Origin of the sequence: Comamonas composti DSM 21721, from assembly GCF_000429845.1 — a bacterium.
GTDB lineage: Bacteria > Pseudomonadota > Gammaproteobacteria > Burkholderiales > Burkholderiaceae_C > Comamonas > Comamonas composti.
In genome coordinates, this window is sequence record NZ_KE386971.1 from 257407 (window position 1) to 270010 (window position 12604).

Annotated in this window: 15 protein-coding genes; 2 read left to right on the forward strand and 13 right to left on the reverse strand. The window is 58.4% G+C overall.

What is annotated here, in order from left to right:
- Position 1 precedes the first annotated feature (1 nt).
- The 8 genes from G486_RS0118145 to G486_RS0118180 form a co-directional block, all read right to left on the reverse strand.
- The gene (locus G486_RS0118145; protein ID WP_027016801.1) at positions 2–601 is read right to left on the reverse strand and encodes a S26 family signal peptidase; all 600 of its coding nucleotides are present in this window, start codon (positions 599–601) and stop codon (positions 2–4) included.
- Positions 598–1143 (reverse strand): DUF2840 domain-containing protein, encoded by a 546-nt coding sequence (locus G486_RS0118150; protein ID WP_027016802.1) that lies wholly within the window; start codon positions 1141–1143, stop codon positions 598–600. Before G486_RS0118150 ends, G486_RS0118145 begins: the two co-directional genes overlap by 4 nt.
- Positions 1140–1427 carry a hypothetical protein gene (locus G486_RS0118155; protein ID WP_027016803.1) on the reverse strand — a complete coding sequence of 96 codons (288 nt, stop codon included), beginning with the start codon at positions 1425–1427 and terminating at the stop codon, positions 1140–1142. Before G486_RS0118155 ends, G486_RS0118150 begins: the two co-directional genes overlap by 4 nt.
- Positions 1427–2062 (reverse strand): ParA family partition ATPase, encoded by a 636-nt coding sequence (gene parA, locus G486_RS0118160; protein ID WP_027016804.1) that lies wholly within the window; start codon positions 2060–2062, stop codon positions 1427–1429. Before parA ends, G486_RS0118155 begins: the two co-directional genes overlap by 1 nt.
- A gap of 265 nt (positions 2063–2327) precedes the next feature.
- Positions 2328–3176, reverse strand: a complete 849-nt coding sequence (locus tag G486_RS0118165) for a replication initiator protein A (protein WP_211233810.1) — start codon at positions 3174–3176, stop codon at positions 2328–2330.
- Between the two features lie 26 nt (positions 3177–3202).
- Positions 3203–3487: a helix-turn-helix transcriptional regulator gene (locus G486_RS0118170; RefSeq protein WP_027016806.1), complete on the reverse strand. Its 285-nt coding sequence runs from the start codon at positions 3485–3487 to the stop codon at positions 3203–3205.
- A gap of 112 nt (positions 3488–3599) precedes the next feature.
- A complete protein-coding gene (locus G486_RS0118175; protein ID WP_027016807.1) occupies positions 3600–4370 on the reverse strand; it encodes a DUF2285 domain-containing protein in 771 nt (256 codons plus the stop codon).
- Positions 4371–4691: 321 nt separating this feature from the next.
- The gene (locus tag G486_RS0118180; protein ID WP_027016808.1) at positions 4692–5039 is read right to left on the reverse strand and encodes a DUF2958 domain-containing protein; all 348 of its coding nucleotides are present in this window, start codon (positions 5037–5039) and stop codon (positions 4692–4694) included.
- Between the two features lie 271 nt (positions 5040–5310).
- On the opposite strand from G486_RS0118180, the gene G486_RS0118185 reads away from it, so the two are divergent.
- Both G486_RS0118185 and G486_RS24155 read left to right on the forward strand, forming a co-directional pair.
- Positions 5311–5616, forward strand: a complete 306-nt coding sequence (locus tag G486_RS0118185) for a helix-turn-helix domain-containing protein (protein WP_084455420.1) — start codon at positions 5311–5313, stop codon at positions 5614–5616.
- Positions 5613–6503, forward strand: a complete 891-nt coding sequence (locus tag G486_RS24155) for a hypothetical protein (RefSeq protein ID WP_156920092.1) — start codon at positions 5613–5615, stop codon at positions 6501–6503. The genes G486_RS0118185 and G486_RS24155 overlap by 4 nt, the downstream gene beginning before the upstream one ends.
- Positions 6504–6685: 182 nt before the next feature.
- On the opposite strand, the gene G486_RS0118190 is transcribed toward G486_RS24155, so the two are convergent.
- The 5 genes from G486_RS0118190 to G486_RS0118210 form a co-directional block, all read right to left on the reverse strand.
- Positions 6686–7600 (reverse strand): HEPN domain-containing protein, encoded by a 915-nt coding sequence (locus G486_RS0118190; protein ID WP_027016810.1) that lies wholly within the window; start codon positions 7598–7600, stop codon positions 6686–6688.
- A 352-nt stretch (positions 7601–7952) separates the two neighbouring features.
- A complete protein-coding gene (locus G486_RS24725) occupies positions 7953–8078 on the reverse strand; it encodes a hypothetical protein (protein WP_281171921.1) in 126 nt (41 codons plus the stop codon).
- A gap of 81 nt (positions 8079–8159) precedes the next feature.
- Positions 8160–8999, reverse strand: coding sequence for a DUF932 domain-containing protein (locus tag G486_RS0118205; RefSeq protein WP_027016811.1), 840 nt, complete (start codon positions 8997–8999; stop codon positions 8160–8162).
- 1073 nt (positions 9000–10072) lie between these two features.
- Positions 10073–10885: an HNH endonuclease gene (locus tag G486_RS24165; protein ID WP_124207739.1), complete on the reverse strand. Its 813-nt coding sequence runs from the start codon at positions 10883–10885 to the stop codon at positions 10073–10075.
- Positions 10882–12603, reverse strand: coding sequence for an AAA family ATPase (locus G486_RS0118210; RefSeq protein ID WP_027016812.1), 1722 nt, complete (start codon positions 12601–12603; stop codon positions 10882–10884). Before G486_RS0118210 ends, G486_RS24165 begins: the two co-directional genes overlap by 4 nt.
- Between the last annotated feature and the right edge of the window lies 1 nt (position 12604).

A 12604-nucleotide genomic window follows, 5' to 3' on the forward strand; every position in this document is an offset into this window, starting at 1 on the left:
ATCATGGGCGTGTCTCCACCCAGATCGGATGCGCAACGCCGATCACGTCGGATGCGCTGACAGGCCCGAAATACCGGCTGTCGAACGACGCCGGATTGGTCACGCTCAACAGGAACAGTTCGCCCGCTTCAAGGCGGCGGCAAAGCTGCAAGGATGGCAGCGGCCGGCCCAGCCTGTCGGCAGGCAGCGCGGTGGCCGCAGGTGCGCCGTCGATGCGTACCTGCCCGGCGACGATGCAAACGTGTTGCGGCGCGACCACGCCCACACGTTTGAGCAGCGGAGCGTGTGCCGGCAGGTAGCCGCGCTGCGAAGCGAGCGCGGCAACATCTGGCGGCAATGTGGTCAGGACGACGCTGCCCACAGATAAGGGACGTGGCAGCGCGTCGGCGCCGTGGCGCTGTGGATCGACGCGATACCAGCCGACCGGAACGCTGTCGGACGGGTTGTAGATCAGGCGTGGCAGCGGCTGCACGAAAGCCGCCCAGGCCAGCGCAGCGAGGCCGACGGCGGCGAAGCCCGCCAGCACGATGCGAGCGCGCAGGCGCGAGCGAGGATGCGGTGCGGCTTCAGGCGTGCGCACGATGGTGGATTGGGCCGTCATGGCAGCACCTTCCCGGCCAGCCAGGCGGCGTGCCGCTCGGCGGTGTATCCGGGCAGCGGCAAATGCGCGGCGAGCCGGTTGGCGAGCGTGCGCCAGTACGCGGGCGACACGTCAATGGCAGCGATGCCCAGCGCCTCGATGCCGTCGATGCGTTCCAGCACGGCACGCACATTGGCGTCACCTTCGGCATGCAGCAGCAGGCACGCGCCTGGCTGCACGCCTGGGATGCACTGCACGGCATCAAGCGGTGTAGCAGCCTGCATCACCATGAGCTGCCAGCGGATCGTGCCGTAGTCGTTGGCCTGCCAACGAACGCGGCAGAGGATTGCACCCGGCAGGAACATGGCGCAGCGCCGCCAGCGGTCGAGCTGGAGCGTGCGGGCTGGTTCGCCGAAGCGCAGATAGAGCTTGAAGCGCGGTTCAATGTAGGCGAGCGATACGCGCGTCAACGGCGCGCTGCCAGGCTGGCTGGACGGTGCAGCGTGCGCAGCCGTGACCGCGATGGCGGCAGGTGCGGCAGCAGACAATGCGGATGTGGTCATGGCGTGTTCTCCCTGCGGTGTTCTGGAAACTCGCGCTCCAGCAAACCGCGCAGCAGGTCGGCCACGGTCACGCCTTGCGTGAAGGCCGACACCTTGATGCGCGCCCGCATGGCGGGCGTGATGTCGAGGGTCAGGCGCGCGGTGTAGAGGTCGCCCTTGTTGAGCGCATCCGCGTCGCCTTGGCGAATCCACGCCTCGGCGTGCGGATTGGCGGGCGGACGCGCGCCGATGCCGACCCGCTTGGCCGGGCGTTTGCCATTGGGTGGATTGCTGTTGTCGCTCATTACGGCCACCGCAGCAGCTCATCGACCAGCGCGGTGATTTCCTGCGCCGCCGCACTATCGGGGGCTGTCTCCCGCGCCAATCGCCCCGCAGCCACGCTGTCGGCAAAGACGATGCGTTGGCGCACCTCGCTGCGCAGCGCTGGCAACGGCTGTTCGGCCAAGGCTTGCCGTGCTTCGCGCCCGATCACCGTGGTGCTGACGCGCCGGTTGATGACGAAGGCCGCGCGTAGCGCAGGCCGGAACACTTGGGCCTCACGGATCAGCGCCACCATCTCAGCGCTGGCCCACAGGTCATAGGGGCTGGGCTGTACCGGAATCAGCACCCGTTCGGCCGCCAGCAGCGCAGAACGTGCCAAGGCGGCGATCCTGGGTGGCCCGTCGATGATGACGTGATCGGCTCGCCTGGCGAGTTCTGGGGCTTCCTGGTGCAGTGTTTCGCGGGCAAGGCCCACGGTACTGAACAGCCGTGGCAAGCCCTGCTGGCTTCTGCGCTGTGTCCAGTCCAGTGAGGAACCCTGCGGGTCGGCATCCAGCAGGACGACGTGCTGGCCGCGCAAGGCCAGTTCCCCCGCAATGTGCGTGGCGAGCGTGGTCTTGCCGACACCGCCTTTCTGGTTGAGCAAGGCGACGATCATGGCGCGGCCCTCCCTGCTGGAGAGCCGGGCTTTGCCTGCCCTGCGAAACGGGGTTCGCCGTGCCGTTTGGCGGTTGTCCACCGAAACGGCGCGCTTCTACTAAAAATTATGTATTTACTGTTAGGGAAGTTAAGGGGCGCAAAAACCCAGTAACGGCGCGGGGTTGCAGCCGATTTTTGTGCCTGATAGCACGAGGATTTGTTGCCTGATAGCACGAGTCCACTGTTGCCTGATAGCACGAGTGAATTAACAGGTTTTCCCGCACTTATCCCCGTGCCGTATGCAGCACGGGCCGGAAGGTCAGCAGTTCGGTTTTCTCGCCAGGCATCCGCTCGATGCCCAAGACATAGCCGGGCAACGATTGACGAGCCACCAGCGCGCGCAGGTCGGCGGCGAAGTCGTAGAAGCGCGCCACGCTGCCCGACTTGCGGTACAGGTGCTGGAAATCGAACTGCCAGCCGTGTTCCTGCCGGCCGCCATGCTTGCGCACCAGGCGGTACAACCAGCGCTCGATGCCGCCGGTCAGCCGGAAGTACGTCGGGTCGATGGTTAGCACCAGGGCCGCGTCCACCACGCCCGCATAGAACCAATCCGGCAGGATCAGCTCGATGCCCAGCGGCGTGCCGCTGGCATCGGCCAGTTCCTTCCACTCGTTGATCCACGAAAAGCGATGCAGCCGCCTTCCCGTGATTTCGCGGATGGACGTGGCCACCGTGGTTGATTGCAGTCGGTCGAGTGCTGCCTTGAGCCGCTGGTAGTCGCGCAGCGACGTACCGCGCCCGATGAAGCGCAGGATTTCGTAAGGGCGCACCTGCATCAGCCGCGAGGTCGGGATGCCCGCGTCCTTGGCTTCGACGATCTGGCTGGCGGCCCAGATCAGAATATCGGCATCCCAGATGGTGGCAATACCATGCTCCTGCGTGCCTTCCACACGGATGGTGATGTTGCCGCTGCGGAAGTCGATCGGCGCGGTGCGCCGCGACTTCGCCAGCGAGAAGAACGGATAGGCCATCAAGTCCTGTGCATCGCGCGGTGCCATGTCCTCGCCCGGCAGTGCGCGGAACAGGTCGAGCTGTTCGCGCTGCGGCAAGGCGTGCCCTGGCGGGCGAGACATGGCGATGGCCACCCACGCGCCGACGGTCAGCGGCCGTCACGGTAGTCACCCGCGTGCCGTTCGGCATATTCCGGGTCGGAAGTCGCCTCATAGCTGCGCGCATCGGCCCAGGCATCGAGGTCGCTAACGGCGTACATGACGCGGCGGCCGAACTTGCGGAATTTCGGCCCACCGCCGATCACGCGCTGCTTCTCCAGCGTGCGTGGCGAAAGGCGCAAGTAGTCGGCGGCCTCGTCGTTGGTCAGGTAGCGTTGGGGCTGCGCGGGCGCAGCGACAGCAGCGGCGGCAGGCCGCAAGGGAGCGGGTCGCATGGGGTGTACCTCCATCAAGCCCGGCCACACCACGCGGCCGGATAGAGGCACTTTCAAGAAAGATGGGCTTCTTGCTAAGGGACGAAATGCAGGGGCTGCAAAACGTCCCCCCTCACTGCGCTGCAACTGGCGGGAGCTGCGCCAGGCTGCGATAGCCGCCGCGCATCAGCGCCTCGCCACGCCGCACCAGCCGGCGTACACGAGCGCGCAAGGCGCTGTCCTTGTGCCAGTCGGCCACGACGGCATCCACGCCAAAAAGCCCTTCGGCCACCTCCCGCAAGGACGCACCCGCCAGGGTTGCATCCAGCGCCTGCAAGGTATGCACTTCCTGCAGCTGGCTTAGCGAAGGTCGGGGCCGCGCAGTGGCGACAGGAGCGGCATCCGCCGCCGCAGCCAGCCTGTCCAACGCGACGGCAAATGCGTGGTATCGAGCACACGGTACGGCGCAGGCCCGGATGGCATAGGCGTAAGCCATGCCGTCGGCCAGGCCGGGCGCGAGCACGAAGCGCAGGCAGCAGCCGGGCCAGCGCGCCACCAGCACCAGGCGCTTGCCGTCATGGATCAGGTATTTGTGGCCCGGCAGCTTCCAGAACTCAAAGCACAAGGCATCGGGCGGTGGATCGGCATCCGGGTAGAGCTGCACCACGGCATCGTGATCGGGGAACCAGGCCGGGTGCGCGTCCCGCGCATCCAGGGCGGGATCTTCCAGCAGGCGCAGCCCCCAATGCCCGGCAGCATCCGGTTGGCGACGACGGCGCAGCCAGTCGTGCCGATAGTCTGGATGACGGCGCAAGTACTCCCAGGCCAGCGCCGGGCTATCCAGATGCAGAACGTAGAGATAGGCCGCCGTGGCATACCACGGCTTGGCACTGCGATCAGCCATACGGCAACCTCCCTGTGCTGGGGGTGCGTCGCCACGGCGAAACGGCGTGCTACGAGGCCATCGTCAAAACGTCATGGGTGAAGCGTAAACTGGCAGTGTCAAGACCGATGAACTCCGATGCGTTGCTGAAATCGTCCGAGTGCGACGGCGGCAACGCACTCCAATAGCATGCCGCGTCGGTCAGCTTGCCGCAGCCCGCGCCAGACATCATGACCGTTTCGATCTGGCACGCACCGCTTCGGTACAACACTGCCGATTCAGACCGAACGAGTCACAGACCAGACCGAAATAGACACAGTGCGCCCCGCTTGGCGGTGGCGCTCAATCGGTGATCGAGCCGTTGTCTTCGGCCAGTCGCAGGTATTCCGACAGCCGCCGCACTGGCTGGAAGTAGCGATCCCGCATCACGGACTGCTGGCGCGGCCCGACGATGGCGGCAAGGTCAGACAGCTTCACCGTTCCCAGTGCAGGCATGCCAATCCCCAAGTCGATCAGGCCGTGGGCAGTATCGCCATCGGCTGGGTCGAGCGAAGCCAGCAGCCAGGTGGCATGCGCATCTGGCGTGAACAGGCGCACCACGGGCAGCGGGTCGGTGTCCTGCCCGGCAGCGCGAGCTTGGCCGTTATCCAGCAGGCGCGCGCGCTCGTCGGCGGTGATGAGCGGAGTCATGGTTGTACTTCCACGGACTTGGAGAGCAGCAGAGGCGCTTTCACGCCTTCCCACGAAAGCACCAATGCGTAACCCCACGTATCCGCAGAGACGTAGAAGCACGAAGGCACGTGCACGGAAGTCAGGAAAGACACGGATCAGGTTCTCCGCTTTTGAAGAAAGCCGCCAAGGCGGATTTCCGTAAAAGCACAAACAGGCAAAATGAACACTATAGATTGTAGCCCTATAGGGCTCAACAGGTTGTCATTCTGAATTTTGGGGAAAGTTCAGAATGACAGCGCTCAAGCCATCATTGCCCGATGCACTGCGGCGGATCAGAAAAGCGCGTGGTCTGAGCCAAGAGGCGTTCTCGGAAGTATCCAGCCGCACCTACATGAGTTCGCTGGAGCGCGATCTGAAAAGCCCGACCTTGACCAAGCTGGCTGAACTGTGCGAAGTCATGGAGGTTCATCCGCTCACACTGCTGACGTTGGCGTATGCCGATGGTGACCAGCACAAGGCTTCCTCGCTTTTGGCGTATGTGCAACGAGAGCTAACGTCTCTACTTTCCAAGGCAGGAAAAACGGAAGATAAATGATCTACATTGACTCAACAGACAGCACTCTCGATAAGCAAGTCAAGGCTGTTTGTGCCCCTCTATTTGCTACTGGTCAGTTCTTGCAAGGCGGTCATAGCGAGAACACTACCAATGCTACGGTGACGTTCATCCAGTTTGAGTCCCGCATATATGCCGTGACCTGTCACCATGTCATTTCGGCATTTTTGAGCGAAGCCCTAAAAACTAAACACCGAATCGTCCCTTCAATTCATTCGGGTCGAAATATTTACCAGTTCCATGAGCATGGGCCACAGGGGCAATACCGGTGGTCATTCACCAGCTGCCGCGATTTTCCATCCAATACCAACATCAATAATCAGCAGGAACTTTCTGATCTAGAGCGCCGGAATTTGGAACGACCTGACATCGCAATTGCCGACTTGACCAGCATCTGGCCCTTAATTCGGGATGGTCGAGATGCAGAAGCGATCAACCTGGATAACTGGGTAGAACCGGACTGGTCTACCACTCAGCCGGTATGGCTTGCTTATGGATTTCCCAATGGCCATAAATACCGGACAGACAACAAGGTGGCCGCGCCGATGCCGCGTGTAGCGGTTGAACTGGCGTCCTCGGCTCCCTCGCCAGAGAAACCTACCTATACGCTCTGCTCAACCTTGGCAGTCGAACACGGCTGGGGGTTCAGTGGCCTCAGTGGCGGCCCTGTACTAATCGCCCACACTACCGAAGATTGTTATGCGTATGTTGGCATTACGTTCGAGGGGGCTCCGAGTGCGAAAGAACTAGAAGAAAATTCGGAATCGTTCGTCGGGAAAATGGATATTATCCTAAGGGGCTATCAACTGACGCCAAATATTTTTAGATACTGGCTCTCGCAACTAAAATTTAGTGTCGAGCTTTCATGACATCAAGCAAGTAATCTTACAGACTGCAATCGAGTGCACCACCGCCTAGGCGGCGGTATGGCGTGCTGCGTAATCAAGTTAGGCATACGTGCTGTCTTCGCCTTCAATGAGGCGGGTATAGACCTCAATCGGGGGCGTTGTCGTCGCCTCTGCCGCTGGGGGTGACATTGGATTACGGTGGCCTATGAGGACGTATTGGATGTTGCTGACCCATGAAAATTCAAGATGAGGTCTAGCGCAAGATTGAAGCCTTCTTCAGCATATTTCTCAATTTCAGCATGCCCATTAAGGTCGATGCTCAGGCGTGAAGAATTGCCATGCACAAGTTCAGATCTTACATCATAAAGCTTATAAAACTCTTTAGCTCTGGCCCCACCGAGGACCTTCCTAACCAAGCGCTTTCCTGCCTTCGATATAGTCTCTATCTTCGCGCCTTCCAATAAATTGGCGAGCCGATCTTTCATTTCAGACGTGGCTTTAACTTCAGCTATTTTCTCCTTCAAATTATCAAGCGCATCCGCAACCTCCTTTTCCACACACTCTCTATCGCTAAGGATTTCAACTGCGGTCATCGCAAGAATCAGTTTAGATTTCGCATGCGGATCAGCTAAAGCTAGCCCCAATACATTCAATGCCTCTAGAGTGCGAGCAGTTCCGAAATTGAATTTATCTTCGGGAAGAGCAATATCACTGAGAATCTCAAGGTTGAACGGGGCTCCAGCAGGTGTCGCGCCAGGCCAGTGCTGAAATCTTCTTGTTTCATAAACTTGGGGCTTGTAGCTGACTGCAACTATCTTACGTTCTTCAAAGAAACTGCCAATAGCTTCCGTAGCAAACCGTTGACTGGTGTTGAATAACAGCCAGTCCTGATGGGGGATTCTGAGTTTAAGCAACGTAATTTTGGCCTTCATAAGCATAGCGGCCAGTTGCTTCAGCGCATCTTCCTCGCAAGAGTATCCATCTGATGAGATCAAGAGGATGTCATCCTCTTTTCTCTCGACTTTAATGTCTCCGCCATCACTTTGGAATGATGCTATAGAAGACTGTTTGTCAATACTGCGATCAGTTAGTTTTACCGCAAATGAGTAGGAGAACACTTTAGATTCCTTGGCGTTAATATAAGCTCAACTTGACTAAGCTCTGCGTCTAATAATAATTACAAGCAGAAGCTGCCAGGCACAGATTACACTTTCCCAGTGCCCCACGATCCACTTAATACCACGATTGGAGCACTGCGCCCCACTAAAGCAGGCGGGATCCTGCGGCGGTTACATCGCCTTGGGCTTGCTGCGCGACCTCCTGCGCGGCGTGGTCGTCGGTGATGGCAAGGGCCATCAACTGGTCAAGGCTCACGGCTTCTGCGCGGTCGCGGCGACACATTGGCGAGTTTCAGGCGGCGCTGCACCACCCCGAAATCCGCCGCTATGTCCTCGATGGGGCGACCTTCGGTCACCAGCGCGACAGCGGCACAAGAATCAGATTTTTGCTCGGGTCGGCGGCTTCCAACAGCACGGCAGGCGTGGCGCTGGCCGTGGCGTGGATGGCTTGGGCTTCGGTGTGGTTGATGGCGTTCATGGTGAAAACTCCTTGCGATGATGGAATGCAGCAGCGAATGACGCGGCAAGGGTTGCTGCCTGCCCCTGCCGCGCAGGGGAATCAGGCTTTCAGTTGGCGCAGGCCATCGGCCAGCAGCCACAGGGCGCGATTCAGGCGAATATCAGAATCAATGCCCTGCACGGGGCGGGTCTGCTGGCGGCGTCCGTTGGCGCTGCGCCCATGCAAACCGCCTTTGGTCAGGTTCTCTTGGGTGCGGTTGAACACGCTCCACAAGTCCGGGCGGCGGTCGTCGAATCGGCGCGGCATCAGGATTTGCGATTCGGTGATGGGTGCGGGCTTGTCCGGGTCGTCGTACTTGAGCGACAGCGCGGCGCGGGCGAATACTTCGGCCTCGCCTTCGTCCAACGTGATGGCCTGCATGGATTCGCGGGACTCCAGCGCACGGTCAAAACCGTGCAGTACCTGATAGGCACCTTCGATCACTTGCCCAGCCACATCGCCCTTATGCGGCACGCGCACGTCGGCCACGGTGTCGCCGCAAACAAGGCCATTGCTGCAAACGAAACGGAACATGCCGGCCAGCATCTGGTAGCTGCTGGTGCCGTCGTGCGAGTTCAGCAGGATGATTTCGTTGGCTTCGCCTCGGGCGTTGATCTGGCTGGCATGACGCAGCCGGATCATGTGCTTGGTGTAGTCGCGCCGGTCTTCGTGGCGGGTGCGGGTCTGCGTTACCATGAAGGGTTGGAACCCCTCCTTGCGCAGTTCGGTCAGCACTGTGACGGTGGGGATATAGGCGTACCGCTGGGAACGGCTTTCGTGGGGCGCTTCCGCAAAGATGGACGGGGCCACGCGGTGAATCTGGTCATCGGACAGCGGGGAGTCGCTGCGCAGTACCGGGGAACGGGAAGCAAAGCGCGAAGCAAGGGGGGATGCGTACATGGTCTTTCTCCTGACGAAAAGGGTTTGCTGTTCAAACCGCACACCGGATTCCTAGATTCGGAGCCCAGCCTTTCGGCTGTTCGGTGCGGTTGGCACGAAGAACCCGGTTGGCCCTGTTGCCACCGTCTTTCCTGAGTTCATCGCCCGCGACGGTCAGGAGCCCACGGACGTGGGCCGTCAAGGAGAAAAGCGGCAGATTGGTGCGGCCCGCAGGCGCAGCCGAGGACACGGCCTGGCGCGCCTTGACGGCACGCGGCCACGGGCTACAGTCGCGGACAAGGTGATGGAGTCAGGAGAGACGGATGGACATAGCAACGGCCGTCCCTGTGTGCCGAACCGCACGCAAGCGAAGCGCGCAGGCCCGAAGCTGGAAGCCGGGCCGTAGGCGTCAGCCGAGCGGAGCGAGGGAACGATGGAAGCCCGAAGGGGGCGAGACGCCGTAGGCGGCTCGATGCGCAGCACGACAGCGCGACCGGCCATGTTTCTTGGCCGGGGGCGCCCATTCAATCAACGTTGGACGTATAGACTAGATGCCCTGGATGAAATGCTACTGGTTCGCAAGGGTTTCTGCGTCTGCCCAGCCGGGCAACGGTATCGAGCAGTGCCAAGCACAGCGCCCCGGTTGGGGGCAAGGCATCGGCACCGAGCGCTGCAGAAAAAGCGCGTCGGCCCGAAGGAAAAAGCGCTGAATGGTCGCCGCACGGTCACTGCGCTGTCATCGCCTGCAACGGCTAAAACACGCCGCGTTGAAAGATCACACATGGCTGCCAGTCTTCGATCGGCGACGGCAAACATATCTCGTTCCAGGTGCGTTAAGCGGCGTGTGCGGTACGCCTGTTTGGGATCTGCAGCCGCTTGTCGGAGACCGGCGCGAGAAAGCCATCGTCGGAGACATTCTGAAGATCCAGACACGAGCCTCAATCGGTCATCGCTGCATGCCCATGCGCAGGAAACAATCCAGCAGAACGGCACCAGTGTCTAAGTGCTGCAGGGAAGACAAACGTATTGTTCAAGCGGCACATGCTATTTTCCGTCCATAGCGATCTCAAGCCGGCACAGGAACCAGTCTTTCATCAAGTTTCCAACAAGGTCTGGATCCAAGAGTGAGCCATATCCCTCTCTCCGCTCAACAGAAACCGCATTTCGCCGCTGAAAGCACTGTCGACATGAATAGATTTCAATATTCGCGCAGCCACCCTTTTGAACGCTGGCTCTTGTAAAGCATCAGATTGTGTCGCAATGAACAGTGCCTTTGCCTCCTCAATATCCCCTAAAAGCTTTACAGCTTCTGAATGCCGCAGTTTGCAAGTTGGCTCGTGATGCAAATGGTATATTTCTATCGAAATATCTGCACGCTGGCGTTGCTCGGGAATATCACTCGTGGCACAAGGCTTCCCATTCTCTTTTCTGCATCCTAAAAGCCGCCAATCCCCGACTTCGCAAGGATCGACCAGAATTGGTCGCTCGCCAGTGACAGCCCCTGGCTCATAAACTCGGCGCGCCTCGTCTAACAGTGGGAACCTATCAGCCTTTCCACCGGCAGTGTCACCCTCGATATCTTTCCGGCGAGAATTGCAGAACGTGCAGGCATACCGAAAATTCGACTGTTCAAAAGCGAGCCAGCGATAACCTCTATGCTCATTCTCTGCGTCTCTTACGCGGCCTTTCGGTCGAAAATGATCAACGGCGTTATCCGAGCGAGGAACTGAAACCTCGCAATACCAGCACTTGTCATTAAAAAGATTCGCCAATCCGTCTTTCAGCTCTCTCCAGATCCGGGCATAATCATCTGGATTCGCACCATTCTCGACTGCAATTTTTGCCGCAGCCGCACGCTCCAGCCAACCATCAGGCAAACGCAATCGCGTCGAGTCAATGTACCTCACTGATCGGGCTCCTGCTTATCGCGCTGCTCGGCAAGTAGTTCCCGAATGAGTCGCTGCCCCAACTCCTCCCGCTCTTCGGACTCCATTGCTATTGACCGCTTAGCTAACTGCTCCGGATCGTCCGACTCAAACTTAGCGCGCAGTGCAGCGCTTCTCAAGCGTAGGTAGCGGGAATACTCTTCATCGGGATGGAAAAATCGAAACCCAAGTCGTTCCAATTTAGAGTTAATTTCAGATAGGGCTGCGAGCTCTTCAGGTGTCAAGTGCTCTTTACCTGCGTATGCCCTTTGCCGCTCTAGGAGCAAATGCGTCGGCTGATCAAGCGTTGAGGCGATACCAAACATATCGCTTGTTACAATTGCAGCGTAGCCCAGGCCGCGCGGGTCAAGTTCCGGGTGCACGGCGACAATGCGCGTCGATTCTGCATCCTTTGATAACTGCAGAATTTGAACCTGCTCCCGCACAAGCTCTGCAATTGCCAGTGGATTATGAGTGGTTAACAGTATATGGCTATTTTCCCGATCATCATTACTTTGACCAGCAAAGGTTCGTAGATAGTTGAAATAGTCGACGGCCCAACGTGGATTTAAGTGCGTATCGGGCTCATCCAGCAAGAAAAGACTTTCACTTTCAGCCGTAAATCTAAGCAGGCCTAAAACCGTCAATAGCTGTTGTTCGCCTTCGCTAAGTTCACGAAAGGTAACTGTCCCGTCATTCTTTTGGAGGCGCACCCGAATGCGTACTTCATCAATTAGCTGGGAAACGTGGGTGCTTTCCATGTCACGAAAAAATTCAGCCGGACGCTGCTCACCCACCAGTTTGCGGAGCGAGGCGATGTCTTTAACGTATAAATATTTGAATTGAAGTACCTTGTCGCTCCAAAGGGAAACGCGCTCACGACGGCTGAGCTCGACTGGGGCCAATGCAATATTGTAGAGGCGGTCCAGAAAAGAGGCGACGACTCCCTTAGCACGCCAAAAGCGAGGGTCTCCTTCTTTAGATGTCCAAGGGGGCTCTCGCAGTACAAATAAAACCGACTCGATCCCTTCATCTGGATCAATACCCAAGTGTTCGGCCAAAAAATTCCTTACATCATCGGACTGCTGAATAAGGAATGCCAGCAGGACAAACTGGCTATGTACTGGCATGGCATAAAACAGTCTTTTTAATCCAGGATCCTCCCCCCGCCTTAATTTTTTATCAAAATCCTCCAAGTATGGACGGAATACTTGATAGAGCCGGTCACTTTCACCTGAATAATAGGCAAATACATATCGCGGCAAATACCCGAATTTAGGATCGAAGAAACTCTTCAGCGGAATTCTTTTTCCTCGTAGGGCGGAGGTTTTCGAACTTATCTCGAGAGAGGCGTCGAATAACTCATCGCTTTTAGCCTCTGCGTCTGTTGCGACATGAATAATAAGTAAATCACGCGGCCGATCCGGGTCAGCATCAATATTGACGTGCAACGCAGTCGAACCAGAAGAAATCCTGTATTCAAGATTGAATGCAAATGCAGGTTTTCGCGCCCCTTGAATGAAGTCCCGGAAGATGGTAGCAAGCGCCTCAAGTACATTTGACTTTCCCGTGCCATTCCATCCAATTACGACCGTAATCCAATGCTGCTGATCAAAGTCGATTGAGACATTTTTTAGATTTTTGAATTGATGCGTAGGGCTGCTTTTCGGGCTACCTATGGTGATCCTATCTAGGCGCATA

Bases quoted from the DNA above. Each gene is read 5' to 3' on its own strand.
- G486_RS0118145 (WP_027016801.1), bottom strand. From the start codon at position 601: ATGACGGCCCAATCCACCATCGTGCGCACGCCTGAAGCCGCACCGCAT.
- G486_RS0118150 (WP_027016802.1), bottom strand. From the start codon at position 1,143: ATGACCACATCCGCATTGTCTGCTGCCGCACCTGCCGCCATCGCGGTC.
- G486_RS0118155 (WP_027016803.1), bottom strand. From the start codon at position 1,427: ATGAGCGACAACAGCAATCCACCCAATGGCAAACGCCCGGCCAAGCGG.
- parA (WP_027016804.1), bottom strand. From the start codon at position 2,062: ATGATCGTCGCCTTGCTCAACCAGAAAGGCGGTGTCGGCAAGACCACG.
- G486_RS0118165 (WP_211233810.1), bottom strand. From the start codon at position 3,176: ATGTCTCGCCCGCCAGGGCACGCCTTGCCGCAGCGCGAACAGCTCGAC.
- G486_RS0118170 (WP_027016806.1), bottom strand. From the start codon at position 3,487: ATGCGACCCGCTCCCTTGCGGCCTGCCGCCGCTGCTGTCGCTGCGCCC.
- G486_RS0118175 (WP_027016807.1), bottom strand. From the start codon at position 4,370: ATGGCTGATCGCAGTGCCAAGCCGTGGTATGCCACGGCGGCCTATCTC.
- G486_RS0118180 (WP_027016808.1), bottom strand. From the start codon at position 5,039: ATGACTCCGCTCATCACCGCCGACGAGCGCGCGCGCCTGCTGGATAAC.
- G486_RS0118185 (WP_084455420.1), top strand. From the start codon at position 5,311: ATGACAGCGCTCAAGCCATCATTGCCCGATGCACTGCGGCGGATCAGA.
- G486_RS24155 (WP_156920092.1), top strand. From the start codon at position 5,613: ATGATCTACATTGACTCAACAGACAGCACTCTCGATAAGCAAGTCAAG.
- G486_RS24725 (WP_281171921.1), bottom strand. From the start codon at position 8,078: ATGAACGCCATCAACCACACCGAAGCCCAAGCCATCCACGCCACGGCC.
- G486_RS0118205 (WP_027016811.1), bottom strand. From the start codon at position 8,999: ATGTACGCATCCCCCCTTGCTTCGCGCTTTGCTTCCCGTTCCCCGGTA.
- G486_RS0118210 (WP_027016812.1), bottom strand. From the start codon at position 12,603: ATGCGCCTAGATAGGATCACCATAGGTAGCCCGAAAAGCAGCCCTACG.